19 protein-coding genes are annotated in these 23,414 nt (G+C 62.6%); 1 reads left to right on the top strand and 18 read right to left on the bottom strand.

The genetic code is table 11. The features are described 5' to 3' along the window. Window positions 1-153: 153 nt before the first annotated feature. The 17 genes from EPZ47_RS19230 to EPZ47_RS19150 form a co-directional block, all read right to left on the bottom strand. Entirely contained in the window at window positions 154-1,095 is a 942-nt protein-coding gene (locus EPZ47_RS19230; protein WP_135846258.1) for an alpha/beta hydrolase, read from the bottom strand. Between the two features lie 132 nt (window positions 1,096-1,227). Continuing rightward, entirely contained in the window at window positions 1,228-2,022 is a 795-nt protein-coding gene (locus tag EPZ47_RS19225) for a ChbG/HpnK family deacetylase (RefSeq protein WP_135846257.1), read from the bottom strand. Continuing rightward, the gene (locus EPZ47_RS19220; protein WP_135846256.1) at window positions 1,994-3,172 is read right to left on the bottom strand and encodes a GNAT family N-acetyltransferase; all 1,179 of its coding nucleotides are present in this window, start codon (window positions 3,170-3,172) and stop codon (window positions 1,994-1,996) included. The genes EPZ47_RS19225 and EPZ47_RS19220 overlap by 29 nt, the downstream gene beginning before the upstream one ends. A 5-nt stretch (window positions 3,173-3,177) precedes the next feature. Next, window positions 3,178-3,867: a GNAT family N-acetyltransferase gene (locus EPZ47_RS19215; RefSeq protein ID WP_135846255.1), complete on the bottom strand. Its 690-nt coding sequence runs from the start codon at window positions 3,865-3,867 to the stop codon at window positions 3,178-3,180. Then, entirely contained in the window at window positions 3,864-5,759 is a 1,896-nt protein-coding gene (locus EPZ47_RS19210) for a hypothetical protein (protein WP_135846254.1), read from the bottom strand. The genes EPZ47_RS19215 and EPZ47_RS19210 overlap by 4 nt, the downstream gene beginning before the upstream one ends. 209 nt (window positions 5,760-5,968) lie before the next feature. Continuing rightward, on the bottom strand, window positions 5,969-7,273 hold the full coding sequence (locus EPZ47_RS19205) for a lipopolysaccharide biosynthesis protein (protein WP_135846253.1): 1,305 nt from the start codon (window positions 7,271-7,273) through the stop codon (window positions 5,969-5,971). Continuing rightward, window positions 7,270-8,274, bottom strand: a complete 1,005-nt coding sequence (locus tag EPZ47_RS19200; protein ID WP_135846252.1) for a polysaccharide deacetylase family protein — start codon at window positions 8,272-8,274, stop codon at window positions 7,270-7,272. The genes EPZ47_RS19205 and EPZ47_RS19200 overlap by 4 nt, the downstream gene beginning before the upstream one ends. 12 nt (window positions 8,275-8,286) lie before the next feature. Further along, on the bottom strand, window positions 8,287-9,423 hold the full coding sequence (locus EPZ47_RS19195; RefSeq protein ID WP_135846251.1) for a glycosyltransferase family 2 protein: 1,137 nt from the start codon (window positions 9,421-9,423) through the stop codon (window positions 8,287-8,289). Next, entirely contained in the window at window positions 9,416-10,372 is a 957-nt protein-coding gene (locus tag EPZ47_RS19190) for a glycosyltransferase (RefSeq protein WP_135846250.1), read from the bottom strand. Before EPZ47_RS19190 ends, EPZ47_RS19195 begins: the two co-directional genes overlap by 8 nt. Next, window positions 10,369-11,739 (bottom strand): O-antigen ligase family protein, encoded by a 1,371-nt coding sequence (locus EPZ47_RS19185; protein ID WP_135846249.1) that lies wholly within the window; start codon window positions 11,737-11,739, stop codon window positions 10,369-10,371. The genes EPZ47_RS19190 and EPZ47_RS19185 overlap by 4 nt, the downstream gene beginning before the upstream one ends. Continuing rightward, window positions 11,736-12,839, bottom strand: coding sequence for a glycosyltransferase family 4 protein (locus EPZ47_RS19180; RefSeq protein WP_135846248.1), 1,104 nt, complete (start codon window positions 12,837-12,839; stop codon window positions 11,736-11,738). Before EPZ47_RS19180 ends, EPZ47_RS19185 begins: the two co-directional genes overlap by 4 nt. Beyond that, window positions 12,836-14,428, bottom strand: a complete 1,593-nt coding sequence (locus EPZ47_RS19175; RefSeq protein WP_135846247.1) for a GumC family protein — start codon at window positions 14,426-14,428, stop codon at window positions 12,836-12,838. Before EPZ47_RS19175 ends, EPZ47_RS19180 begins: the two co-directional genes overlap by 4 nt. A gap of 17 nt (window positions 14,429-14,445) precedes the next feature. After that, entirely contained in the window at window positions 14,446-15,468 is a 1,023-nt protein-coding gene (locus tag EPZ47_RS19170) for a polysaccharide biosynthesis/export family protein (RefSeq protein WP_135846246.1), read from the bottom strand. A 20-nt stretch (window positions 15,469-15,488) separates the two neighbouring features. Then, window positions 15,489-16,133, bottom strand: a complete 645-nt coding sequence (locus EPZ47_RS19165) for a CpsD/CapB family tyrosine-protein kinase (RefSeq protein WP_135846245.1) — start codon at window positions 16,131-16,133, stop codon at window positions 15,489-15,491. Further along, window positions 16,134-16,880 carry a sugar transferase gene (locus EPZ47_RS19160; protein WP_135846244.1) on the bottom strand — a complete coding sequence of 249 codons (747 nt, stop codon included), beginning with the start codon at window positions 16,878-16,880 and terminating at the stop codon, window positions 16,134-16,136. Beyond that, entirely contained in the window at window positions 16,877-17,935 is a 1,059-nt protein-coding gene (locus EPZ47_RS19155; protein WP_135846243.1) for an NAD-dependent epimerase, read from the bottom strand. Before EPZ47_RS19155 ends, EPZ47_RS19160 begins: the two co-directional genes overlap by 4 nt. Next, entirely contained in the window at window positions 17,932-19,287 is a 1,356-nt protein-coding gene (locus EPZ47_RS19150) for a UDP-glucose dehydrogenase family protein (RefSeq protein WP_135846242.1), read from the bottom strand. Before EPZ47_RS19150 ends, EPZ47_RS19155 begins: the two co-directional genes overlap by 4 nt. Before the next feature lie 379 nt (window positions 19,288-19,666). On the opposite strand from EPZ47_RS19150, the gene EPZ47_RS19145 reads away from it, so the two are divergent. After that, window positions 19,667-21,364 carry a sulfatase-like hydrolase/transferase gene (locus EPZ47_RS19145; protein WP_135846241.1) on the top strand — a complete coding sequence of 566 codons (1,698 nt, stop codon included), beginning with the start codon at window positions 19,667-19,669 and terminating at the stop codon, window positions 21,362-21,364. Between the two features lie 117 nt (window positions 21,365-21,481). On the opposite strand, the gene EPZ47_RS19140 is transcribed toward EPZ47_RS19145, so the two are convergent. After that, a complete protein-coding gene (locus EPZ47_RS19140; RefSeq protein WP_135846240.1) occupies window positions 21,482-23,401 on the bottom strand; it encodes an acyltransferase family protein in 1,920 nt (639 codons plus the stop codon). Window positions 23,402-23,414: the final 13 nt, after the last annotated feature.

Below are 23,414 nucleotides of genomic sequence, written 5' to 3'. Positions count from 1 at the left end.
AACGGCACCGAAAGGTGCCGTTTTTGTTCCTGCGTTGCAGGTAAACGCAATCCTTGTGGGAGCGAGCTTGCTCGCGAAGACGTCGGCACATCCCACATCGATGCAAACTGACCCACCGCTATCGCGAGCAAGCCCCCACCGGTTTTGTGTGCATTAACCCGCCTTGGCCGCCCCGCCCAGGGGTTGTCCGGCCACGGGCGATGGCTTGGCGGTCATCAAAGCATCCAGCGCCTGCCGGTAGGTTCTGCCCGCCAGGCTCATGCTGTTGTTGTGAGTGGCGCCAGGGACCAGTAACAGACGCTTGGGCTCCTGGGCGGCGTTGTACAGTTGTTCGCTGAAACGCGGCGGTACGTAGCGATCGGCGGAGCCGTGCACCACCAGCAGTGGCATGTTGATCTCGCCGATTTTGTCGATGGAGTCGAACTTCTGCGACAGCAGCCAGCGTACCGGCAAGGACGTGTCCGCCATGGCGGTGGCGACATCGCCCAGGGACGTGAACGTGGATTCGATGATCAGGCCTCGGGCCGGCACGACACTGCCGTTCTTCGCCGCCTTCTGGCCGAGTTCCGCCGCGAGATCCACCGCGACGGCACCCCCCAGGGAATGACCATAGATCAGCCGCCGGGCCGGGTCCGGTTGCAGCACTTCAAGACGCTTCCAGGCGATGCGCGCGTCTTCATAGACGCTGGCTTCCGACGGCAGATCCCCATGACTTTTACCGAAGCCACGGTAGTCGATAGCCAGTACCGAAAAACCCAGGGCCCGCAACTGCTGGATACGAAACAACTGCCCGGTCAGGTTCCAGCGCACCCCATGCAGATACAAGATCGCCGGCGCGTTCTTGCGTTCGGCCGGCCACCACCAGCCGTGGATATTGTCCCCGGCCTTGAAGCTTTTGGGCTTGAGATCGAACTCCTGCACACTGCTCGGCAAGCCACTGAACCAGCGCGCGGTTCCCGGCTCGATCCGAAATACCAGCTCCCGCTCCTTGTGCTGCAACACGCTGCAGCCCACCGGCAGCCCGACCACCATCATGGTCATGATCAGGAAAGCCAACCAGCGCTGCCGAAGGCGGGAGAGTAAAAGTGAAGGCATCGACGCGATTCGCTACTCGAGACTGAAGCTGCTTTTTATCAGATTCGCTCGACGGGTGGAGGGATTTTGGATAGCCGTTGGCGGCTGCCTGGACGTGTGGCGAGGGAGCGAGCCGTCTCGCCACACGATAAATCACTGCACATCCCCATACTCGGCCAGCAGCAACACCGGTGCCATCCCGCCATACGCCACCTTCGGTACTCCGGCCAGACGGCTGTGCAGCACGTGGGTCAGTGAGTTTCCCGGCACCAGGCTGGCATCACCAAAATCCCCATCCAGGTGCAGCGGATGAACGATGACTTCCAGCGAACCGTACTCCGGTGGCGCGGCGTGATGCAGGTCGGCCGGTGTGCAGACGTAGTCGGCCGTGGCTCCGCACAGGTTGCGCAGGCGACGGTTGAGCAGAGTCTTGAAGATGCGCTTGGGCAGGTTCAGGTTCGCTCCCAGGTTGCGCGCCAGTCGAATGGGCACGCCCTGTCGGGCCGCGAAGCGGGCCACCAGTTCGCCGATGGGCCAGATGTTGTGCACGTGTTGATGGGAGTCGAGGTGGCTTGGGCGCAAGCCATGGTCGAGGCAGCACTGCCATTGTGCCTGCAGTTCGTCTTCCACGGCCGCCAAGTCCTTTGCGCCCAGGCGCAGGCGATAGCGCGACAGGTTCAGGTCGAACTCGCCATGGGTGTCGCAAAACGCCGCTCGTGATGCGATCGCCTTGCCCTGCGGCGAGCCGTAACTGAGATTGAAGTGCAGGCCGATGCGCCCGTTGAGCAACGGATGTCGGGCCATTTCACAGGCTTGCTCGAACCCCGGCATGTTGGCCATGGCTGTGGCGGAACTGATCACACCCGCCTCGAAAGCCTGCAGGATCAGCGCATTTTCGCTGAAGCTGAGCCCGAAGTCGTCAGCGTTGACGATCACTTGGCGGGGCATCCTCATTCTCCTGGTGCTTGGGGGTAGATGATGCTGTCGTTGTCGTGGTTTGTCCGGCAGGGCGTTTGCGCAGTAATGGCTTGAGGCTTTTCCACAGGCGCAAGCCGAATCCCAGGAGCAAGCCTGCGGGCTGCCACGAATAGAAACTCCAGCGCCAGTGCTCCAGTTGTCCGGTCATGCGTTCATGCAGTTGATGACTGGAATTCTCCAGGCTGACCCGCGATGCGTCGATCCACCGCCAGTTGTCGTCCAACCCCCAGCGAATCCACTCTTCGAGCAGCACCCGGCCACTGCCCAGGTCGGCATGCTGCGGCACAAATGCCAGGTTGTAGTCGTACAGTCGCCCCTGGTCCAGCAGCCCCAGGCGGTAACTGATGCAGCGACCGTCCAGCTCCAGCATCACCACCCGCACCAGGCCCTCGGCGGCAAGGGCGGTGAAGGCGTGGTTCATCCATTGTCGACGCCTGGGATCGGCGAAGATGCCGACACCTTCTTCGCCTTTCCAACTCACCGCCTCGACTTCGGCAAGGTCGTGCAACAGCAGGCCCATGCTGATGGCATCGGGCGTCACCCGGCGCATCTGGGCACCACAGGCGGCGATGCGCTTGCGCGCCCGGCGCAACTTGTAGCGCGGGTCTCCGGAAATTTCCTGGTGGTCGCTGTCGCTGATCAAATGCACCGGCACCCGGCAACTCAGGCGTCGCTCTCCGGTGGAACTGAGTGCCATCCAGGCGCTGAGGACGCTTCCTTCACCCACCGGTTCGGTGACTTCGTTCAATTGCAGCAGCGCATGGGGCAGGTGCTGACGGATCTGCATCAGCGCCTGGCTCATGCCCTCGGCGTCCAGGCGCACCAACAGGGCGATACGATCGGCCAATGGGTAGCCCAGGTGACGCAACACCCGGAACCGCAGGCCACCGATGCGTTCACGTGCCGATACCAAAGGCAGGCACAGGCACAGCGTCTGGTCTTGCCAGCCCAGCAACACATGCACTTGCTGGTCCGGCAGCAGGGCAAACTCCGCCGCCTGCAGCCAGGCCAGGGTGTTGAAGGGGGTCGTGTCGGGCACCTGGGTTCGCAGCTGTTCATAAGCCGTTATCGGAAAGTCCGCGGCGCCCAGGGAGCGACACCATTGGAATCGGACCGCCATGGACGTCAGGCAGCCGCAGTCGATGTAACCGGCTGAGCCGGTTTACGAAAGCCGTCCAGTACTGAGTCGCGGTAGAACGTGTCGCGGAAAAACCGCCAGCGACCGAACAAACGATAGACGTGGGTGATCTTGCCGCGTTCCTGGAAGCCCATGCGCAGGTGCATTTTGATCGCCGGGATGTTTTGCAAGTCGCAGACATCGACCATCATGTTGCAACCTTTGCCCGCCATGACTTTCCACACCTCCAGCTGCATGTCCGCCGACATCGCGGAGCCCCAGTAGGCACGGATCATCTCGCCGCCGAACTGAAAGTACTCGCCGGGGCTGATCGGGAACGTGCAGCCATAGAAATGGCGGTCGAAATAGTCTCGCATACTGCCCCAGGCGAAACCGACTGTGTCGCCCTGGTCATCCAGGTACATCAAACCTGTGTAGCCTTCGGCTGCCAGCTCGCGCATGGTTTCGACGCGGTCGCCGAAATGCCGGGCAAAAGCGTCGGCATTGCTGGTCGTGATGAACTCCAGGCGCATCGGTGGGTAGGGCTTGAGGTTATGCGGCGGTAGCGGGGTCCGCACATCGTGCTCCAGCCACACCAGTTCAGAATGGGAAAACAGGTAGCGGCGCAGCAGTTGTTTGAGCACGGCGCGCAGGCCTTTCTTCTGGATGCGATCACGCAGTTTTTGCAGAACGTTCATGGTGCCTCCTGATGGGTGGCAGGTTGGGGAGAAGAGGATGCGGTCCAACTCAGGGCAAACAGGGTTTCCCCGGGCAAGAGAAAACGGATCTGTCCGGCCTCGCAATTGAAGGCGGCGCTTTGGCTGCGGTTGTCGGGGCCGAAATACACCAGCTCGGCGTTCACCTGGGGACAGAACGCGCCATCCAGGCTGACCTGTTGTGGGCGCGTGCTTTTGTTCACGCCCAACAGGGTGCGCCTGGCATCGCTGGCCATGGCCAGCACGTCGACTTCAAAGGCGTCGTTATCCAGGCGCAGTACCTGGTCGAGCCAATGCTGCTGGATGAACTGCTGGGCCAGGCCCACCGGCTTGAGTTCGAAGCGCTGGTTTTCCAGCACGCGGACCATGCCTTTCGGGTACTCCGGCTCGTCGGCGGACTGGAACCAGTTGAGCATGTCCAACAGGCCATCCGCAGAGGCGTTGATCACCACGGAGGTCCACCACAGGGCGGCGTAGTGGGTTTCTTGATCGTAGGGGCTCAGGCTCGAGCCGCTGGATATATTGGTCTGGTCCAGTAGCAAAGCCTTGCGCGGTCGCCCGTTGTTATCCAGGCCCACCAGGTCGGCGGCCCGGCGCACGCTGTTGCGGTAGACCCGGGTAGCCAGCAGATCGCGGATCATCCATTCATGCCAGGCCAGGGCGTCGACCTGGTCGCCGAATTTGGCCAGCAAGCGCTGCGCCCAGTCGATGCCGCGCTTGTCAGCAGCGTTTTCGGCCAAGGGGCCATTGGTGAACCGCGAGCTGGCCGGGATGGCGATGCGCACCCCGGCGCGGGCGTTGGCGGGATTGGCGCGGACCTGGTCGGCCATGCTCTCGAACAGTTGCTGGTAGCTGGCGAAGTCGGCGTAGTTGAGGTTCGGCTCATCGGCGAAGCTGAGGTAGTGCAGGCCTTTGCCGCCCATGGCGCGGGTCGATTGGAGCCAGGCCTGCAAGCCACTCATGCTGATCCGGTCGGCTCGCAGGTCGGCCTGGCGTTGGCTGCCGGCCAGCAGGGTGATGTCCCGGGTGATGCCGAAGCGGTCCTGGTACAGGCGCCGGAAACGATCTTCGTAGTCCGGTTTGCCGGCGGTGATATCCACCAGGCTGTAGTAAGTCGCCGACTGGGGTTTGAGCGCCTCGATGACGGCGTAACTGGACGGCGGCGGCATGACGTAGGGCAGGGAAATCCCCAGTTTGGGTGTCGGTCCGAGGACATTGTTGACAAGGGTCAGGCGGACCTGCCCTGGGTCCTGGCGCAGCGGTTGCAGTTGCGCCGGGGTCTGGGCGAACAGGTTCGCGGTGCCGTCCAGCCAGAACGCGACCTTGCCATTGCCCTGCAAGTGCAGGCGCCAGATTTGCTCGACGTTGGCGACGGGCAGGGCCACTTGATCGAATTGCCAATAGGCACGGTACGGTTTGAGGGCCAGCGTTAGCTCTTTGTTGTCGCCCACGCGTCGGGCTTGCAGGCCGCGCACGCCGCCGTGGAACTTGCCCGCCAACACCGCCTGTTCACCGGGCTGCACTTTGAAATACAACTCATCACCGTCGTGGGCTTCGGCACTGAAGTGCACCTTGGCCGGGGAGAACAGGGCCCGGGTGCGGGCATCGTGCTCGATGGCGTAGCGGCGGAAGCTGTAGCCGGGAATCTCCAGTCGATAACTGGCGGCCCCAGGTAGCAACGGCCATTGCTGCTCGCCACGTTCCTGGTCTGCCTTGATCAAACGCTCACCCACCAGGTGGCCCTGACCGTTGAGCAGGTACAGGTGTTCTGTATTGGCGTCGGCCTGCCAGGCCGGCACCCAGCGCACGGTCAGGCTGTCCGGCCGGTCGGTCTGCAGGTACAGGCTGCCGTCGCGGATACCGGTCCAGGCCATGGACGCGCCCTGGGCTGAAGATGCCAAAAACCAAAGACACAGGCACGAGGCAATATGTGGGAGCGGGCGTGCTCGCGAAGAGGGTGTCAGATCCAACATCACTGCAAGCTGACCCAGCGCTTTCGCGAGCAAGCCCGCTCCCACAGGGACATCGCTAAACCCTGTGGGAGCGAGCCTGCTCGCGATGGCAGATGGAGGGACGAAAAAACTCATGCCGATTTTCCCATCAGCATCTGGCGCATCGGCAGCAAATCACTGGGCAGGATGATCAGCGTCTGCCACAGCGCCACGCCGCTCAGACGGCAATATATCGTCAGCAGCGCCAGGGTCACGCCCAGGTAGGCAATCGAAGACGCCGCGGCGGCCCCGACGATGCCATAGCGTGGAATCAGGATCAGGTTCAGCGCCAGGTTCAACAATGCGCCCACCCCCATCAGCAGCGACACCGTGCCGGGCCGATCTTTTCCCAGCAGGTCCAGGCGCAGGATGCTCGCATAGCACAGCCCGAACAGCCCCGGCAGCAAGGCGAGCAAGGCCGGGTAAGCCGGCTGGTAGGCAACGCCGAACAAGGTGACGATCAGCCATTCACCGATCAGCGCCATGCCCAGGCAGGCGCCGAGCATCACCGTGGCGGTCAGGCGCAGGGCCAGGGGCGTCAGGCGCTGCATGTCGCGGTCCTGCTGCAGCAGGCGTTTCATCAGCGGCGTGGTCACGGCTTCCGGCACGATCAACAGCAGCTCGGCGGCGGCGCTGGCCATGGCGTAGTGACCCAGTGCCGTGCTGCCCAACAGGGCTCCGATGAACAAGTAATCCGAGCGCAGCATCACCTGCTGGAACAGCAGGTCCGGATGACTGCGGGCGCCGTAGCGCAGCAGCTCGTTCTGACCGGCGCGATCCCATTGCAAGGTGACGTCCTGGCCCCGCCGCAGCCAGACCCAACCGGCCAGCACCACCAGGCTCAGGCCCGCCAGCCAACTGATCAGCGCCGCTTCCAGGGCCGCGTCTTTCCACAACCAGAACAACGCCAGGAACAGCACCAGGGGGGCCAGGGACTCCATCAGGCGCAAGGCATTGAAGGCACCCACGCCGCCGGAAGCGTTGTGCAGCGTCAACAGGCCGCTCTTGAGCACGGTCAACGGCACGGCCAGCAACAGCAACCAGGCCAGCAATCCCAATTGCGTGGTGATGTCCAGTTGCGCGCCGAACTCGCGCGCCAGTGCCACCACCACGATTGTCAGCAACCCGGCCAACAGGCAGCCAAAGACCAGTACCTGGCTGAGCAATAAACCCATCGAACGCTGCTGCGCCGCCTGATAACCCACGGCGGAATTCAGGCCACCGCTGGTGGCGGCGCTGATCAGGTCCGGCAGGGTGCTGAGCAGTGCAAACAACCCGCGCTCACTGGGCCCCAGAATCCGTGCCAGCAATACGTTGCGAAGCAGGCGCAGGCCGATCATCGCCAGGCGCGTGCCCATGCTCAGCAGCAGGTGTTTGAGGTAATGAGCGCGGCTCATGGGTGTGTCCCTCGGCGAATGCGCCAGGCCAGCAATTCAGGATGTTGGGCATTGCGCTGGCTGACGCCGAAGCGCGGCAGGTTCAATGGATCGCCGTCGTGGCGATACAGCCCGGTCTCGGTGCCCAGGCCGAACGCATAACCGTGGGCCGCGACGAACTGGCGCACCCGCTCGTCGTTATCGCCGTTGGGGTAGCAATACACCGGCAGTGGTTGGGCGCAGCCGTTTTCCAGGGCGGTCCGGCTGCGGGTCAGTTCTTCGTGCAGGCGCTGGTCATCCAGCCCGGTGAGAATCGCGTGGCTGGCGCCATGGGGACCGAAGCGGATCAGCCCGGAGTCTTCCAGCATGCGCACCTGGGACCAGTTCAGGGCCTGGGGCTGGGAACCGGGCGGGCAGGCTTGGGTGAGGTCGCTCAACACCTGGGGTTCGAGGGTCTTGAGGCTTTGCAGGTAGTGCAGCAGCGACAGGCTGCGGCGCTCGACGTCCAAGTCATCGAGCATCACCGGCAAGGGCTTGCCGACGTGTTGCAAGTGCTCGATCAGCGAATGCCGCGCCACTTGGCCGTGGCTGCCCCACAGGGTTTCGCCGATGCTCTCCCACCAGAAGTGCTGGCGGCTGCCGATGAAATCGGTGGACAGGAAAATACTCGCCGGCACCTGATATTGGCGCAGCAGGGGAAACGCATTCACCGCGTTGTCGCGCCAGCCGTCATCGAAGGTCAGGGCCACCCGCGGACGGTTTGGAACGCTTTCCGGGTCGGCCAGCAACAGGCTCATCAGCGGCACGCATTCGAAGTACCGTTGCAACCAGATCAGCAGGTGCTCGAAGGCTTCAGGTCCCACGCACAGCTCGTTGCGATGGGGCAGTTCGGCTGCCCGGTCGTTGGTCAATACACGGTGCAGCATCAGGATCACGCCGGCGCCACGCAGCGGGCCGCGACCCAGTGAGGTGTTCAGGTAGAGCCAGCCGCCGGTGCGCTTGAAGACCTGTTTGATTGACATCGGCCATTCTCCTTAGCGGTTCTGTTCCGGATTCCATTGGCTGTAGCGTTGGCCGCGCAGGAACTGCCACAGACCGATGCTCATGCCCACCAGTGTTACCAGTACGAATGCGGCCAGGCGAAAGGGCCGGGGCAGGCGATGACCGGCGTCCAGCAATCCGGCCAGCGCCATGGTGTAGCCGAGCAGTTGCCCGGCCAGGCTGAGGCGATAGAACCCATGGTCGTTCCACAGCCACACATTGCTGAGCAACAGCGGTAGCAGCAGCACCGGCGCCAGGCGGCGGATCAATTTGTGGCTGATCAGCCCGATGGCATAGAGCCCGTGACGCAGGGGATTGAGCAGCTCCCGGCGTTGGGCCAGGCTCTGCAGGCCGCCGACCGTGACCCGTTGGCGCCGGCGAAATTGCTTGTCGGCCTCGTCCACGCCCTGGTCGATGACCCGGGCCAGTGGCGCGTAGACGATGGTTTTGCCGGCCGCCGGCGCGCAGGTGCTGAGAAAGAAGTCATCGTTGACCTGCGCCGGGATCGGCTGGAACAGTTCCCGCCGCAGGGCCAGCAGGGCGCCGTCCGCCGAGACCATGCAGTCGGTGCGGCTCTCCATTTGACGCAGCCAGCCTTCGTAATGCCGATACAAGCTGTCGCCCAGGCTCAGGCCCTTGCCCGGCACGGGGATTTCCATGTGCCCGGCGCAGGCGCCGACTTCCGGATCACCCAGTGGCGCCAGCAGGTGTCCGAGGGTATCGACGGCCCATTGGTTGTCGGCATCGGTGAACACCAGGATCTCGCCACAGCTATGGGCCACGCCGGCATTGAGGGCGGCCGCCTTGCCCTGGCGTGGCAGGTCGAGCACGGTGATGCGCGGGTCGATCACCTTGCGCGCGCAGGCCACCGTGTCGTCGGTGGAGCCGTCGCTGGCGAGGATGATTTGCAGCGACTGTGCCCGATAGTCCTGGGCGAGCAAGGTCCGCAGCTTTTCTTCGATGTGCCGCGCCTCGTTGTGGGCGGCAATGACAATGCTGACGTCCATCGGTAATGCACTGCCGTAGCGCCGGATCGGAAACAGTGGCGCCAGCAGGCTCAACATCAAGGGGTAACCGAGGTAGGCGTACACCGGCAGCAACAGGCACGACCAGTAAATGAATTCAGCCACGGGCAGGCCTCCCGACGTTCCAATGACAAAGGTTGAGCAGCAACGCCGCGCCGGTCAGGTGCAGGCGCACCCCATGCAAGGCCCACAATTGCAGGGTCAAACGCGGGTCGCGCCGGCTCTGGCGCACGCTGAGAAACAAGGCCGGCAACGAGCTAACCAGCAACAGCATCAGTGCAAGGTGTGGTTGGCCTTGGAGCAGGGCGAGCAGCGCCAATAAATCCAGCCCCCAGATACCGACGGACAACGCCGGGAAGCGCAGCAGACGCAGGCTCGGGCCGTGGCTGCGCAGCAATTGCACATGACTGCCCTGGCGCCACAGTTCCTTGCTCATCCACTCGCGCCAGCTGCCTTCGAAGCCCCAGTGCAGGGCGATGCTTTCGGTGACCAACAACAATTGCGCACCAGCCTGGCGCAGGCGCAGAGAGAAATCCTTGTCTTCGCCGGTGCGCAGGGTTTCGTCGAAACCACCGACCTGTTCGAACCAGGAGCGGCGCAGCAACAGGTTGGCGCTGGGCAGCCATTGCACCCGGTGCAGCGGGCGTGAGCCCGGACGTTGGCTACGGCGCTGCCAGGCTTCGGCGAACCATGGCGCCTGCTTGGGGGTGTCCAGGTCCAGGGCCAGTACATCGCCCTGGCTTTGCAACTCCAGCAACAGCTTGAGCCAATCGGCCGGCATTTCGATGTCGGCATCGATGAACGCCAGCCACTCGCCATGGGCGATGGCGGCGCCACGGTTGCGCAGGGCACCAATGTGCACGCCTGGCACGATCAGCACCCGCGCGCCCAGTTCGTTGGCGATGCGCGGGCCATGGTCGTCGGAACCGTTGTCCACCACGATCAACTCGCATTCCAGCTGCGCCTGGCGAGCGGCTTCCCGGGCCGCCAGCAACGTGCGGCCGATGTGTCGAGCCTCGTTGTACATCGGGATCACAATGCTCACACGGCTCATGGACGGGCCTCCTGTGGCGCGGCCTGTTCGGCGTCGTAGCGCAACACGCTGGTGAGGGCGAGCATGATCCAGAGCAACTTATGGTTCGGCGCACTGAGGAACATCAAAAACAGCGTCAGCGACAGGAAGCTCATGCCCAAGTGCGTCAGCAGGTCCGCCTGTACCCAGTCCCGGCGTTGCAACCAGAGCTGGCGGGCGCGTAGCAGGTTGTACAGGCCCAGGCCCAGCATGCCGACGAACATCAGCCCGCCCGGGACGCCAATTTCGCTGAAAATTTCCAAATAGGTGTTGTGGGCCCGGCGATACAGATCCCCCAACTTGCGATTGGCCGAGAACGCCTTGGCGTAGCCGGTGGGCGCGTAGTGCAGCGGGAAAGTCCCGGGGCCTGTGCCCAGCACCGGATGCTCGCGGATCATCTGGCTGCCGACCAGGATGTACGAGGCGCGGCGGCCCAGGGATTCATCCTGGTGGGCGCTGGCGCCGGCGCTGAGGATGCTCAATGACTGGATGCGGGCGACGTAGCCGGCCGGCATCACCGCGATCGCCAGGGGGATCACAATCGCCAGCCCGAGCATGGCAAAGCCCAGGTGCCGCGGCCGGATACGCGGCAGCTGCGCGCGGTAGTGATACAAGCCGATCATCAGGCTGAGCATCAACACCACCAGGCCCGAGCGCGATTCGGTCTTGGTCATGCCGCCCAGCAGCAGGATGAAACAGCCGCCCCAGAACAACCGGTGCAGCAGGGTCTGGCCTCGTATCACCAGCAGCAACGCCAGCGGCACGGTAAAGGCAATCAGCAGGGCAAAGGAGTTCGGGTCTTCCAGCAGGCCGGACGCACGGCCCTGGTCCTGGTATTTGGCCGAGAACATCGCCAGTACGCAGGTGGTGGTGACGCTCAATGTCACCAGGCGGCAGAACAGGTCCAGATTCAATTCGCGACCGATCAGCAGGGTGATCACGAACAGAATCAGGCCCACCGCCAGTTCGCGAAAGTGCGTGGTGGACAGGCCGAAGTTTTCCGACAGCATCAGGCTCAGGCCGTAGAGCAGCATGAAGCCGATCAGCGGACGCCAGATGTTGCTGCGCAAGCGTGCACCAGGGATCTGGTGCAAGGCCAACTGCAGCATCAGAATCAGAATCAGCGCCACGCCGAAGAATTTGCTTCCGGAAAATGCGTTCTCCTTGAACAGGCCTTCGAACGGCACCAGCGCGGCAATGCCCAGCAAGCCCCAGCTGGGCTTGCGGTACAGCGCGGCGACGCCCACCAGGCCCAGCACCGCCCCCGGCGCCAGGAACGGATAAGGGCTGGCCAGTAATGCCAGGCACACCAGGCCCAGCAGGCTGACGATCGAAAGCGGGACAATCATGGACGAGCCTCCCGAGCCGTGCGGATGTAAAGCTGCGACCAGCGTTCGGCCAGCGTGCGCAGGTCGTAGCGGTCCCGTTGGGTGCGACGCGCGTTGTCGGCCAGGATCCGCGCCAGAGGCGGTTCGCTGAACAGTGTTTCGATCTGCTGGGCCAGTTCGGCGCTGTCAGTCGGGGTGGCGAGCAGGCCGTTATGGCGGTCCTGCAGCACGTCGGGAATGCCGCCGACGCCGAACGCCACTACCGGCACGCCGGCCTGCATGGCTTCGAGCAGAATCATCGGCGTGCCTTCGGTGCGCGAGCTGATCACCAGGGCGTCGAGACGACTCCACCAGGCGTTCATGTCGGTCTGGTACCCCGGCAGCTCGATGCGCGTCGGCAACCCGGCTTCGGTGATGCGCTTGAGTAGGGCCTGGCGTTCCGGACCGTCGCCGAGCATCACCGCATGCAGCGATGCGTGCCGTTGGCACAGCGGGATCATGGCGTCGAGGAACAGGTCCGGACCCTTCTCGCTGCTCAAACGGCCGACGTAGCCGACCCGCCAGCGCTGCCCGTCGTCGCGATGGGCCAGCGGCGCGTTGACCGCAGGCAGGCCGTTGGGGATCACGTCGAGCTTTTCCGCCCGCACGCTGGCCTGGCGGTGTAGTGCGGCGATGCTTTCGGCCACGCAGACCACCCGCTTGACCGAGGCGGTGCGGCACAGTTGCAAACTCAACCACGTGTAGAAGCGCTGCTTGGGGCTGCGGGGCGTGAAGCCATGCTGGGTAATCACCAGCGGCAGGCGCAGCAGCGTCGCCGCCGCCCAGCCGAACAGCAGCCCCTTGAAGTTGTGGGTGTTGAGCAGCGGACGCTCATCCCGGCGTTGGCGCAAGTGCTGCAGCAGCTCGGGCCAACTGGCGCAATGGTGGCAATCGACCCCGGCCTGGCGAAAGCGCGTGATCAAGGTCGGCGGCGCCGCCAGGAACAGCACCTGGTGCTGCCCGGGCGTGGCCAGGCAATGATCGAGCAACATCCGCTCGGCCCCGTAGAAGCCGCCGCTGTCGAGCAAGTGAATGATCGACAGGGGGCTGCTGTGGTGGGTCGGGCCGAACGGCGCGTTCAATTTCGCACCCAATGGACAAGGCTGGGCAGGCTCCAGTTGCGATGCGGGTTGACCTGGTCGGGGGACTGCTCGTTGATCACCAACAGCACGGGCACATCCAGTTGTTGGGTGATTTGTGCCGGATGCTTGAAGCGATGGTCGAAGAATTCACGCACGTAGACCAGGGCAATCGCCAGCAGCATGCCGCTGAACAGGCCGAACGCGATAATCAGCATCGGCTTGGGAAATGCCGCTGCGGTCGGTTCGAACGGTGGGCTCAGGATCCGGGCGTTGGACAGGTCGTTGTCCAGCGAGCGGGCGGTGCTGCTTTCGGCGAACCGTTGGGCATAGGTGGAGAACGCCGCGTGCAGGGCATTGATCTCGGTGTCCATCTGCCGCAGCTTGCTCTGGGTTTCCTGCAACTGATGGATGCGTTCCTTGAACGCCGCGATGCGCTCGACCTTCTGGTTGATCACCGAGCTGACAACCGCCAGGTCGGTGGTGCGTTCCTGGATCCGGTTGTTCACCACTTTCAGGAACTGCTGGCGGGTCCGCACGATCTGCTCCCTAGCCAGCAGCATCGGCTCGCTGCCGGCCTGGAAGATCGCCAGGTCATTCATGTAGCGGCTGACCTGGCTGGTCAGTTGCTCGCCCAGTTGTCTGATTTCCCGGTCTTCGAAGGCAATGTTGTCCACGGTGGTGGTGAAGGTGAACGGGAAGGTGTAGTCGTTGAACCGCGAGCTGTTCGCCGCCGCCAGGCTGGTCTTGAGGTAGTCGAGCCAGCGCCGGCTTTGCAGCAGGCGATCCTGGTACAGGTTCAGGGCCTGCTCTTCGGTATTGATTGCGTTCAGGCGGAAGGTGATTTCTTCCTTGGGGTCGGATGAGCCGACGCCTTCAAGCAGCGTCAGCCGGTTACCTTCCAGACCGTCGAGGCGAGTCTGGTACTGGCTCTTTTTCTGTTCATAGAAGGCTTGCGGCAGCTCGATCGATTGCAGGTCCTGGCGGCTGGAGAGGTAGTTCTGCAGCAGTTGCGCCACGAACCGGGTGCCCTGGGCCGGGTCGCCAAAGCTGTAGACGATGGAGATGACGTTGGAGCCGGGCAGGGTCTCGATCTTCAGGTTCTCGATGGCTTCGTCGGTCAGCGTATCGAGCATCGTGTCGCGCACCGGATCGACCTCCAGCCCCAGGCCATCGCGCAGCGGGTTGATGACGTATTCGCGCAGCGGCGTTGTGAGGTAACGCTTGAGCGGTTCGCTTACCCACTTGTTGAAGATGCCCGGACTGGGCGTGTACTCGCCCTGGTCGCGCAGGGTGGCGATGGTCTGCCGGATCAGCGCGGGCGAGCGCAGGATATTGCTCTCGGTTTCCATGTCCGCCAGCGACGGTGGAATGAAGGTGGCGTTTTCCTGGTTCAGCGACGTGGTGGCGTCGCCCTGGGAGAGTTTTTTCGACTGTACGATGACCTGGGCGGTGATATCGAAGCTCTGCTTGAGCATCAACGGCAGCACCAGGGCGATCACGGCGAAGATCAGGAATACACGCTTCACCCACTGCTTGTTGGCGAAGAAGATCCTGAAGAACTCATGCAAATAGTTTTCCTTGGGGTTCATGATCGATCACCTGAATTTCAGTTGTCGCTGCCTTTGTTGTCGACGCGGTAGCCGAAGCTGAACCCCACGCCCTGGAACAGCACCACGTCGGCCAGTTGCCTGGCCAGTTCGCCGGCGCTGGCGAGTTTGGTCTTGGGCACGAAGAGCATGTCTTCGGGTTGCAGGTAGGCAATTTGCGACGCGTCACCGCTCAGGGCCTTTTCCACGTCGTAGTGGCGGGCTTCGACCTGGTTGCCGGTGCGGCGCATGATCACCACCGAGTCGAGCCGTGCCTTGACGTTCGTGCCCCGGGCCAATGTCAGGGCCTCGAGCACCGAGATCGGCCGGCGGATTGGGTACGATCCTGGCTGGGCCACTTCACCGAGGACGTAGATCTCGTTGCCAGCGGTGGACTTGAGCAGCACATCGACGGTCATGCGCCCCGGCAGCTTGGCGTAGCGTTCGTTGAGGAAGGTTTCCAGCTGATTGACGGTCATGCCTTGCAGCGGCACGGAACCGATTTCCGGGAAGCTCGCGTAACCATCCCTGCCCACGGTGATTTCCCGGCTCATGCCGGTGCCCGGGTGGGTCAAGGTGTTCCTCAGGTTCGTCTCGCCGGCCAGGGGGCTGGTTACCAGCACGGTCAACTGGTTGCGATTGGGCTGGAACAGCATTTTCTGGTCATAGGCACGCTGTACCGCCAGGCGGGCTTCGTCGGTGGTCAGGCCGGCGACTTTCACCGAGGTGTTGGCCCCCGGCAGTTCGATACTGCCGTCGGGCATCACCTGTTGCGTGCCGTTGAGCTGGCTGGCGGCGGTGAAGTTCAGGGCCACCTGGTCTCCTGGCTGCACCCGATAGGCCTGGGAGCCGGTGGTACTGATGTGAAAAATCACATCCAGCACGTCCTGGGGCCGCAGGGTCTGTTCGACCTTGGGCATGTCGGTGGCCTGGGCGTTGGCCGGCGCGGCCGTGAGGATCTGCACCGGCATCGAGCGGGTATCGGAGGTGCTGGAGCAACCGGCAAGCGGCAGCAACAGCAGGACAAGCATTCTGGCGTTCATCTCGTCATCCTTTTGCAGGCTTACAGGTTGTTGTAGAGCCACTTGGGCATGTAGTACTTGCGGCGGTTGAACACGCTGCCCACCACTTTCGCACCGGCCTGGGACAAGCGTTGGCGGGCGGCCTGGGCCACTTCCCAACGGGTGTCCTCACTGCGAACCACCAGCACTACGCCGTCCACCTGGGTACTCATGACCAGGGTGTCGCTGGCCGAATACACCGCGTCGGCGTCGATCACCACAAAGCGGTACTGCGCCGCCAGTTGCTTGAACAACGGGCGCAGTTGCTCGGGGTTCAGGCGTTCGGCATTGCGGCCCAGGCGGCCGTGGGGCAGCACGTCGAAGGGCAGGCTGGACGTCTGCACCACGCAGTCCTGCAACAAGGGGGGGGTGAGGCTGTTGAACAGCAGGTCGCTGAAGCCGCGCTCTTTGTGCAACGACAGTTGCTGGCTGAGGTTGTGCGGCGACTGGCTGGCGTCCACCAGCAACACGCGGCCACTGCTCATCTGCGCCAGTTGAGCGGCCAGTGCCATGGCGCTGGTGCTGGTTCCGGTACCGGTGTTGGCGGCCGTCAGAAGCAGGATCCGCAGGGAAGGGTCGAGCACGGTCGAGGTCAGGTTGGTCTCGCTCGGGCTTGCTATGGTCAGGATATTCGTCGAACCGTCCATTTAACTCGCTCCGTGGCCGCTGAAAACTTTGAAGGGGGTAATCATCAGGATCTTCAAATCCAACAACAGGCTTTGTTCAGCGATGTAGCTGAGGTCCAATTCCACGCGCTGGTCGAAGTCGATATTGCTGCGCCCGGAGATCTGCCACAGGCCGGTCAGGCCGGGGTAAATGCTCAGGCGCACAAGATGGTTGTCCTTGTAGCGATAGGCGTTGAACGAGGTCGGCCGCGGGCCCACCAGGCGCATGTCGCCGGTCACCACATTGATCAGGTTCGGCAGTTCGTCGAGGCTGCTTCGTCGCAGGAACCGGCCGATGGGGGTGATGCGTGGATCGTTGTCGATCTTGAAGTCGATCGCGTCGACGCCGTGTTTGTTGAGGTGGCGCAGCGACTCCTTGAGGGCTTCGGCATCGGCGACCATGGTGCGGAACTTGTACATGCCGAAGACGCGGCCGCGATAGCCGGTGCGTTTCTGCACGAACAGCACGGGCCCCGGGCTGGAGAACTTGATCAGCAGTGCCAGGCCCAGCAGCAGCGGGCAGAGCAGCAGCAGAATCGCCAGTGCGCCGAGGCAGGCCACTACTCGATTGGTGCGCGAGACTGTCCAGGGTCGACCGCCGTCGCGACCGGTCAACCAGCCACGGCCTTGGCGGTGGATGGCGGCGTCCAGGCGCCTGCGGTGCTCGGGGTCGACGCGCTTGTCGCCCCCACGAGTGCTGACAGGGATGCCTTGTTCATGTCGGGTCATAAGCTCCTCCGCTTAAGTTCAGCCGCAAGCGGCGTGTGGGCGATAGGCAGTGCGTAGTAATCGAGAAACCAGTCGATGAAGCGTCCCAGGCCATCGTCCAGTTCAACGCGCGGCTGGAAACCGGTGGCCCGGGCCAGGTCGCTGGCATCGGCGCAGGTGTTGAGCACATCCCCCGGTTGCAGGGGCAGCAGTTCGATGCGGGCGGTTTGGCCCAGGTGCTTTTCCAACAGCGCCACATAGGTGCGCAGTGCCACCGGGTGCTGCCCGCCGATGTTGTAGATCCGCCAAGGTGCCGGGCTGGTGGCCGGGTCCGGTTGTTCGCGGTCCCAGTGCGGCGTTGCCTGGGGCGGGCGTTCGATCAGGCGGGCGATGCTCTCGATGATGTCGTCGATGTAGGTGAAGTCGCGCTGGTGCTCGCCGTGGTTGAACAGCTGCAACACACGACCCTCGGCGATGGCGCGGGCGAACTGGATCGGCGACATGTCCGGCCGGCCCCAAGGGCCATACACGGTAAAAAAACGCAGGCCGGTGCACGGGATGCCGAACAGATGGCTGTAACTGTGGGCCATCAATTCGTTGGCTTTTTTGCTTGCCGCGTACAGCGACAGCGGATGATCCACGTTGTCCTGGACCGAATAAGGCGTGCGCTGGTTGGCGCCGTACACGGAGCTTGAGGAGGCATAGATCAGGTGCTTGACCGGATGCCGGCGGCAGCTTTCCAGGATGTTCAGGAACCCTGTGAGGTTGCTGTCGACATAGGCCCGCGGATTTTCCAGGGAGTAGCGAACACCGGCCTGGGCGGCGAGGTGAATCACCACGTCGGGGCGGTGCAACTGGAACAGGGCATCGATCGCCGGCGCGTCGGTCAGGTCCACCCGCGCGAGGGGGAATTCACCCACCTGGTCCTTCACCCAGGCCACACGGTCGTGCTTGAGCTGCGGGTCGTAGTAGCCGTTGAAATTGTCCAGGCCGCACACGCTATGGCCGTCGCGCAGCAGGCGCAGCACGCAATGGGCGCCGATGAAGCCGGCCGCGCCGGTCACCAGGATATTCACGCTTGCGGCCCTTGCGCTGGCAGGGTGTGCCGCAGCCCGATGCCGCGATACAGCAGCCCGGCGGCGGCCAGGTGTTCGGGGTTGTACAGGTTGCGTCCATCGATGATGATCCGGGCGCGCAGCTTGCTGGCCAGCAGGTCGAAGTCCACCACGCGGAAATTTTTCCACTCGGTGCAGATCACCAATGCGTCGGCATCTTCCAGGGTGTCATCGCGGGTCGCGCACAGGTTCAGGTCTTTGCGATAGCCGTAGAGACGGCGGCATTCGGACATGGCTTCCGGGTCGTAGGCCTGGACCCGGGCGCCTTCGCGCCACAGCGCTTCCATCAGGTAGCGGCTGGGCGCTTCGCGCATGTCATCGGTATTGGGTTTGAACGCCAAGCCCCAGATGGCAATCGACTTGCCGGCCAGGCCGTCGGGGAATTGCTTGGCCAGTTTCTCGAAAAGGATGTGGCGCTGGCTGTCATTGACGTCGGTGACACTGCGCAGCAGGCGCAGCGGCATGCCGCTCTGTTCGGCGGTGTGCAGCAGGGCGCGCAGGTCCTTGGGAAAGCACGAGCCACCGAAGCCGCAGCCAGGGTAGATGAAGTGATAACCGATGCGCGGGTCCGAGCCGATGCCTTTGCGCACCGCTTCGATGTCGGCGCCCAAGCGTTCGGTGAGGTTGGCCAGTTCGTTCATGAAACTGATGCGGGTGGCGAGCATGGCATTGGCGGCGTACTTGGTCAGTTCGGCGCTGCGGTTGTCCATGAACATCAGTTTTTCGTGGTTGCGGCAAAAGGGCGCGTAGAGCTCTGTCATCTGGTCGCGGGCCAGCGGGTCGGCGGTGCCGACGATGATCCGGTCCGGGCGCATGCAGTCGGCCAGGGCGCTGCCTTCCTTGAGAAATTCGGGGTTGGAGACCACGCGCACGGCAAGCTTTTTCAGGCCCCGACGATCCAGGACCTGGCGCGCGCACTCGGCCACTTTGTCGGCCGTGCCTACCGGTACCGTGGACTTGATGATCAGGGTGCGATCGCTGTCCATGAAATCGGCGATTTGCCGGGTGACGCCCAGTACATGGCTGAGGTCGGCGGAGCCGTCTTCATCGGCGGGCGTGCCGACGGCGATGAAAATCAGTTCGCCATGGTTGACCGCATCGCTGGCTTGGGAACTGAACGACAAACGTCCGGCCTTGATGGTGTCTTCGAGCAACCCGGACAGCCCCGGCTCGCTAATGGTCGGTACCGCTTGTTGTAGCTGCCGGATCTTGTTTGGGTCGATGTCGATGCACAAGACCCGGTGTCCGACGTCGGCTAACGCAGCGGCCTGGATCAGCCCCACATACCCTGTACCAAATACGCTCACGTCCATTTTTGGCGTGCCTCGCAAACCGAATGATGTAACTCGGATGAAACTGTTTAGAGGGGTATAGCGCAGCTTCATAAAATCGTGTCAGCAAAATGACAGTTGTCAGTGTTGGCAAAACTAGAAAGAACCGGGCCTTTTGATATCAAGTCCTTGACTGACTTAGAAAAGTGCCGGTTTTAAAGGGCTATATGGACGTTTTAGAATGCGATGAACGGTCGTAATCCATAGTTTTTTCAGTTTTTTGTTAGGTAAAGGTGTCATTTTTGGGGTAACTTTTTTTTGACGCGTTCTTCGGGTGTCGCCTTTCTTGCGCTTTGAAAACCTGCTGCTAGTGTGCAGAAAGCGAACCCCTCCCTAACGTCGCGATAGCGTCGAGATCGACATGGCCCGATACCTCAAGGAACTGTTGCTGGTGCTGTACCTGGTGCGGGGGTACGCCGACTACCTTGACCGTGTAGGGGCGCTGGGTTTGGGTTTCGCCACGCTGTTGTACGGCGCGATGTTCGTGGTATTGGTGGTGGCTTTGTGGATGAGCGCGTACATCCGCCAAACCCTGGTGCGGCACCTGTTCGCGCTGGTGATGTTTGCTTCGGCGGTGTTTTTCGAGGTGTACGCCCGGGTCACCGACAGCTACCTGACCTACAGTCAGTTTGTGTCGCTGGTGTACTCCGGCGGCTTTATCCAGGAGGCGGTCTATCAGTACCGCGAGGTGATCATCAGTGCCGGGCTCGGTGGCCTGTTGTTACTGTTGGGCATCGGTCTCAAGCCTCGCCGTCGGCTGCCAGTGCCGGTTTATTTGCCCATCGCCGCGCCGTTGGTGGGCGTGCTGTTGCTCAGCGGCGTGTTGTTCGTGCGGGCGGGTGAGGGCGCACGCGGGTTGCCGGTGATGTACACGCCGCTGGCCTATCTGAACCTGTTCACCTACGAGGCTCTGCACAACACGGTTGGCCCTCGTGAACCGGTGCGCATCGCGCGGCTAACTGCTGCCATCGAGCACGACATTGTACTGATCATCGATGAAAGCATTTCCGGCAACTACCTCGACATCAACACCCCGTTCGGCGTGTACACCGGCCTGAAGACGCCACCCATGGGCGTGGAAATTTTCAATTTCGGTTACGCGGCCTCCATCGCCAATTGCAGCGCCGACACGAATGTCACCCTGCGTTACGGCGGTACTCGCGACGATTACATCCGCATCAACAGTACCCTGCCGTCGATCTGGCAGTACGCCAAAAAGGCCGGGTTGCGTACCGTCTACATCGACGCTCAACGCACCGGTGGCAACCTGCAGAACCTGATGACTGATCTTGAGAAACAGGACATCGACGAATTCGTCCAATTCGACCAGGTCAGCGTGCGCGACCGTGACATGGCGGCGGCGGCGAAGTTGATCGAGCTGCTGGGCGACGACCGTGCCGAACTGGTGGTGATGAATAAGGTGGGCGCGCATTTTCCCGTACATGACAAATACCCCGACGACTTCATGAGCTACCGCCCGGCCTTGCCGCGAGGGCAGTTCCAGGAAGTGGCCGACACCGGCGAGCGCGACGGCTTCAATGGCCAGAAGGATGACTGGATGTTGTACCGCAACGCCTACCAGAACACGTTGCTGTGGAACGTCGGCGAGTTTTTCAAGCGAGTCTTCCAACAGGCCGATTTGAGTCGTGCGGTGTTGATCTACACCTCCGATCACGGCCAGGACCTGCATGAGCGCGGCAATCCGGGGCTCAACACCCATTGCGGCGGCGATCCGGTGGCGGAGGAAGGGCTCGTGCCGTTGGTGGTGATAGAGGGCGCGCAGTCGCACACGCTGGATTGGCGGCGTGCCTGGGCGCAGAACAAGGACCGCTCCAGCCACTACAACATCTTCCCGACACTGTTGCAGTTGATGGGCTACGAACCGACCGGGATTGAAGCCAATTATGGCAAGTCCCTGAGCCAGCCGACCGAAGACGCCTTCACCTTCAACTACCGCTTCAATGCACGGCTGGGGGCGATGCCTGAATGGAAATACATCGACCTGAACCACATCGTCACACCGGGGCCGACACAGGCACAGATGGCGGCGGGGCAGTGATCCCTGTGGGACCGGACTCGGCCTCCCACACGGATTCTCGGGCTTTCACAAATCTCCTCCCTCAGTTTTTTCCGGGTCGTACACAGATAATGCATGCGCCACAACTCCCCGTGGCTGCTATCTCGTCGTGGCGATTGGCCCGGGGTGGGCGGGGTCGTGCAGCAGTGAAAAGCCTCGGTCGCGTAGCGTGCGGCCAATGAAGCGTGAGCCCACATCATTCAAGTGTGCGTCATCGCGGTACAGCAACTGCCCGTCAATGATCGGGCTGCACAGCCCCGCCGGGCAGATCACTTGATTGGGGTCGATAAAGCGCACCTGGGTCAGCCGGGCGCGTATGCCTTCCCAGTAAGGCGCCGTGATATCCAGCGGTGCCGAGCATGGGCGATCGCTACCGAACATCAGGCGACGTACCGGGCAGGTCGCGGCCTTATCGATGTTCTGGTTGCTGAGAATCACAATGACCTGGCCAGTGTTGTCCGCCACGGCCTTGATACTTGCTTCGACAATCGCCCCGGCCGCCGTGTCCTTGGGCCAAGCCCCGGCCAATACGACGTAAGGGTAGTGGTGTTGATTGATCAGCTCGAACACCCGTTTGTTGCGTCCCGCGCAACGGGCACCATACGCCGTCGATACCTCGGCGGTGTAGCCGAAGATCGGTGGGCAGGCATCCAGGGTGTAGTCCATCAGCCTGATGCCGTCGGGGGCGGCCAGGATGTCGACCATGCCGGTGAAGTGATTGGCGAACGAGTCGCCGACCATGATCCCGTCAAGTTGCTCCTTGCGCGCCCCGAGCCGGCACTTGGGATTGGGGTCGCTGCCGTAGCGCGCATTGGGCATGTGGCAGTCGCTGCGAAGCTTGTTCGGTTCCACCAGGGTCATGGCTTCCAGCGTCGACACTTCAGGCGCAAAGCGCTGCGGGAAGCCATTCAATTGCAGGCTCAACGCCGCCAACACGGCGAGCCCCAGGGTGGGAGTCATGAATCGCTGAGTGAGCACGCGGGAAAACGGCAACTGCACGCCGGAGCGTCGGAAGGGGATCTCGACATAACGCCAGGACCACCAGGACAGCGAAATCGACACCACCAACAGCGCTGTCCCTACGGTAAACGTCATGGCGATGCCCAGGTAATTCAGGTAGGCAATCAACGGCCAATGCCAGAGATAAAGCGAATAGGAAATCAGGCCGATGAACACCATGGGCCGGTTGGTCAGCAGGCGGGAACGAACGCTACCGCTGCCGGCCAGAATCAGCAGTGCCGCGCCCAGGCAAGGCATCAGCGCATTGAGGCCTGGGAAAGGCGCGTCCGGGCTCAGGGCGAACAACGAAAAACCGATCAGCCCGGCCCCGACCAGAGCAGACCCCTGGGCCGCTCGCTGACCAAGCGAACATGGTCGATAGAGATAAATACCCAGCGCGCCGCCCAGCATCAATTCGAAAAAGCGCGTGGGCAGCAGATAGTAGGAGGCGGTGGCAAAGACGTTCGTGGCGTACTCGGAAAGCCCTATCGCCGCAACAATGCCAACCCCCAGCACGGCCAATACATAACGTGGCGCCAGCCGATACAGCGCCAGAATGAGCAGCGGCCAGATCACATAGAACTGTTCTTCGATACCCAATGACCAGGTATGCAGCAACGGGGCTTCGCTGGCGTCCGCCGCGAAATAGTTTCCGTACTTCACCCAAATGTAGATGTTCGAGACGCCCAGCAGGGAGAGCAGCGCGCTGACGTTGAGTCGGGTCAGGTCGGCCGGGGAAAGAATGAAGGCCCCAGCGATCACGCTCGCCAGCGATACCGTCGCCAATGCGGGCACGATGCGGTTGATTCGCCGTTGATAAAAACGCTTCAGTGAAAAGGTGTTCTGCCTGATCTCGGAAAACACCTGGGAGGTGATGAGAAAGCCCGAGATGACGAAGAAAATATCGACCCCGACGAACCCGCCTGGGAGCAGGCCGGGGTTGAGGTGATGGATGAGCACGGCGATTACCGCAACAGCGCGAAGCCCGTCGATATCGAGGCGATACTGGGTGTGAGGCATGTCGGCGATCGTC

The sequence above is a fragment of the Pseudomonas viciae genome (assembly GCF_004786035.1).
GTDB classification, from domain to species: domain Bacteria; phylum Pseudomonadota; class Gammaproteobacteria; order Pseudomonadales; family Pseudomonadaceae; genus Aquipseudomonas; species Aquipseudomonas viciae.
Note: the sequence above shows the minus strand (reverse complement) of the source record. Positions and strands in the feature narration are given on the sequence as shown.

Excerpts from the sequence above, each read along its gene's own strand:
- EPZ47_RS19150 (WP_135846242.1), bottom strand. The coding sequence starts at position 19,287 with ATGGACGTGAGCGTATTTGGTACAGGGTATGTGGGGCTGATCCAGGCC.
- EPZ47_RS19225 (WP_135846257.1), bottom strand. The coding sequence starts at position 2,022 with ATGCCCCGCCAAGTGATCGTCAACGCTGACGACTTCGGGCTCAGCTTC.
- EPZ47_RS19210 (WP_135846254.1), bottom strand. The coding sequence starts at position 5,759 with ATGGCCTGGACCGGTATCCGCGACGGCAGCCTGTACCTGCAGACCGAC.
- EPZ47_RS19170 (WP_135846246.1), bottom strand. The coding sequence starts at position 15,468 with ATGAACGCCAGAATGCTTGTCCTGCTGTTGCTGCCGCTTGCCGGTTGC.
- EPZ47_RS19220 (WP_135846256.1), bottom strand. The coding sequence starts at position 3,172 with ATGGCGGTCCGATTCCAATGGTGTCGCTCCCTGGGCGCCGCGGACTTT.
- EPZ47_RS19185 (WP_135846249.1), bottom strand. The coding sequence starts at position 11,739 with ATGATTGTCCCGCTTTCGATCGTCAGCCTGCTGGGCCTGGTGTGCCTG.
- EPZ47_RS19140 (WP_135846240.1), bottom strand. The coding sequence starts at position 23,401 with ATGCCTCACACCCAGTATCGCCTCGATATCGACGGGCTTCGCGCTGTT.
- EPZ47_RS19165 (WP_135846245.1), bottom strand. The coding sequence starts at position 16,133 with ATGGACGGTTCGACGAATATCCTGACCATAGCAAGCCCGAGCGAGACC.
- EPZ47_RS19175 (WP_135846247.1), bottom strand. The coding sequence starts at position 14,428 with ATGAACCCCAAGGAAAACTATTTGCATGAGTTCTTCAGGATCTTCTTC.
- EPZ47_RS19145 (WP_135846241.1), top strand. The coding sequence starts at position 19,667 with ATGGCCCGATACCTCAAGGAACTGTTGCTGGTGCTGTACCTGGTGCGG.
- EPZ47_RS19205 (WP_135846253.1), bottom strand. The coding sequence starts at position 7,273 with ATGAGCCGCGCTCATTACCTCAAACACCTGCTGCTGAGCATGGGCACG.
- EPZ47_RS19160 (WP_135846244.1), bottom strand. The coding sequence starts at position 16,880 with ATGACCCGACATGAACAAGGCATCCCTGTCAGCACTCGTGGGGGCGAC.
- EPZ47_RS19215 (WP_135846255.1), bottom strand. The coding sequence starts at position 3,867 with ATGAACGTTCTGCAAAAACTGCGTGATCGCATCCAGAAGAAAGGCCTG.
- EPZ47_RS19190 (WP_135846250.1), bottom strand. The coding sequence starts at position 10,372 with ATGAGCCGTGTGAGCATTGTGATCCCGATGTACAACGAGGCTCGACAC.
- EPZ47_RS19230 (WP_135846258.1), bottom strand. The coding sequence starts at position 1,095 with ATGCCTTCACTTTTACTCTCCCGCCTTCGGCAGCGCTGGTTGGCTTTC.
- EPZ47_RS19200 (WP_135846252.1), bottom strand. The coding sequence starts at position 8,274 with ATGTCAATCAAACAGGTCTTCAAGCGCACCGGCGGCTGGCTCTACCTG.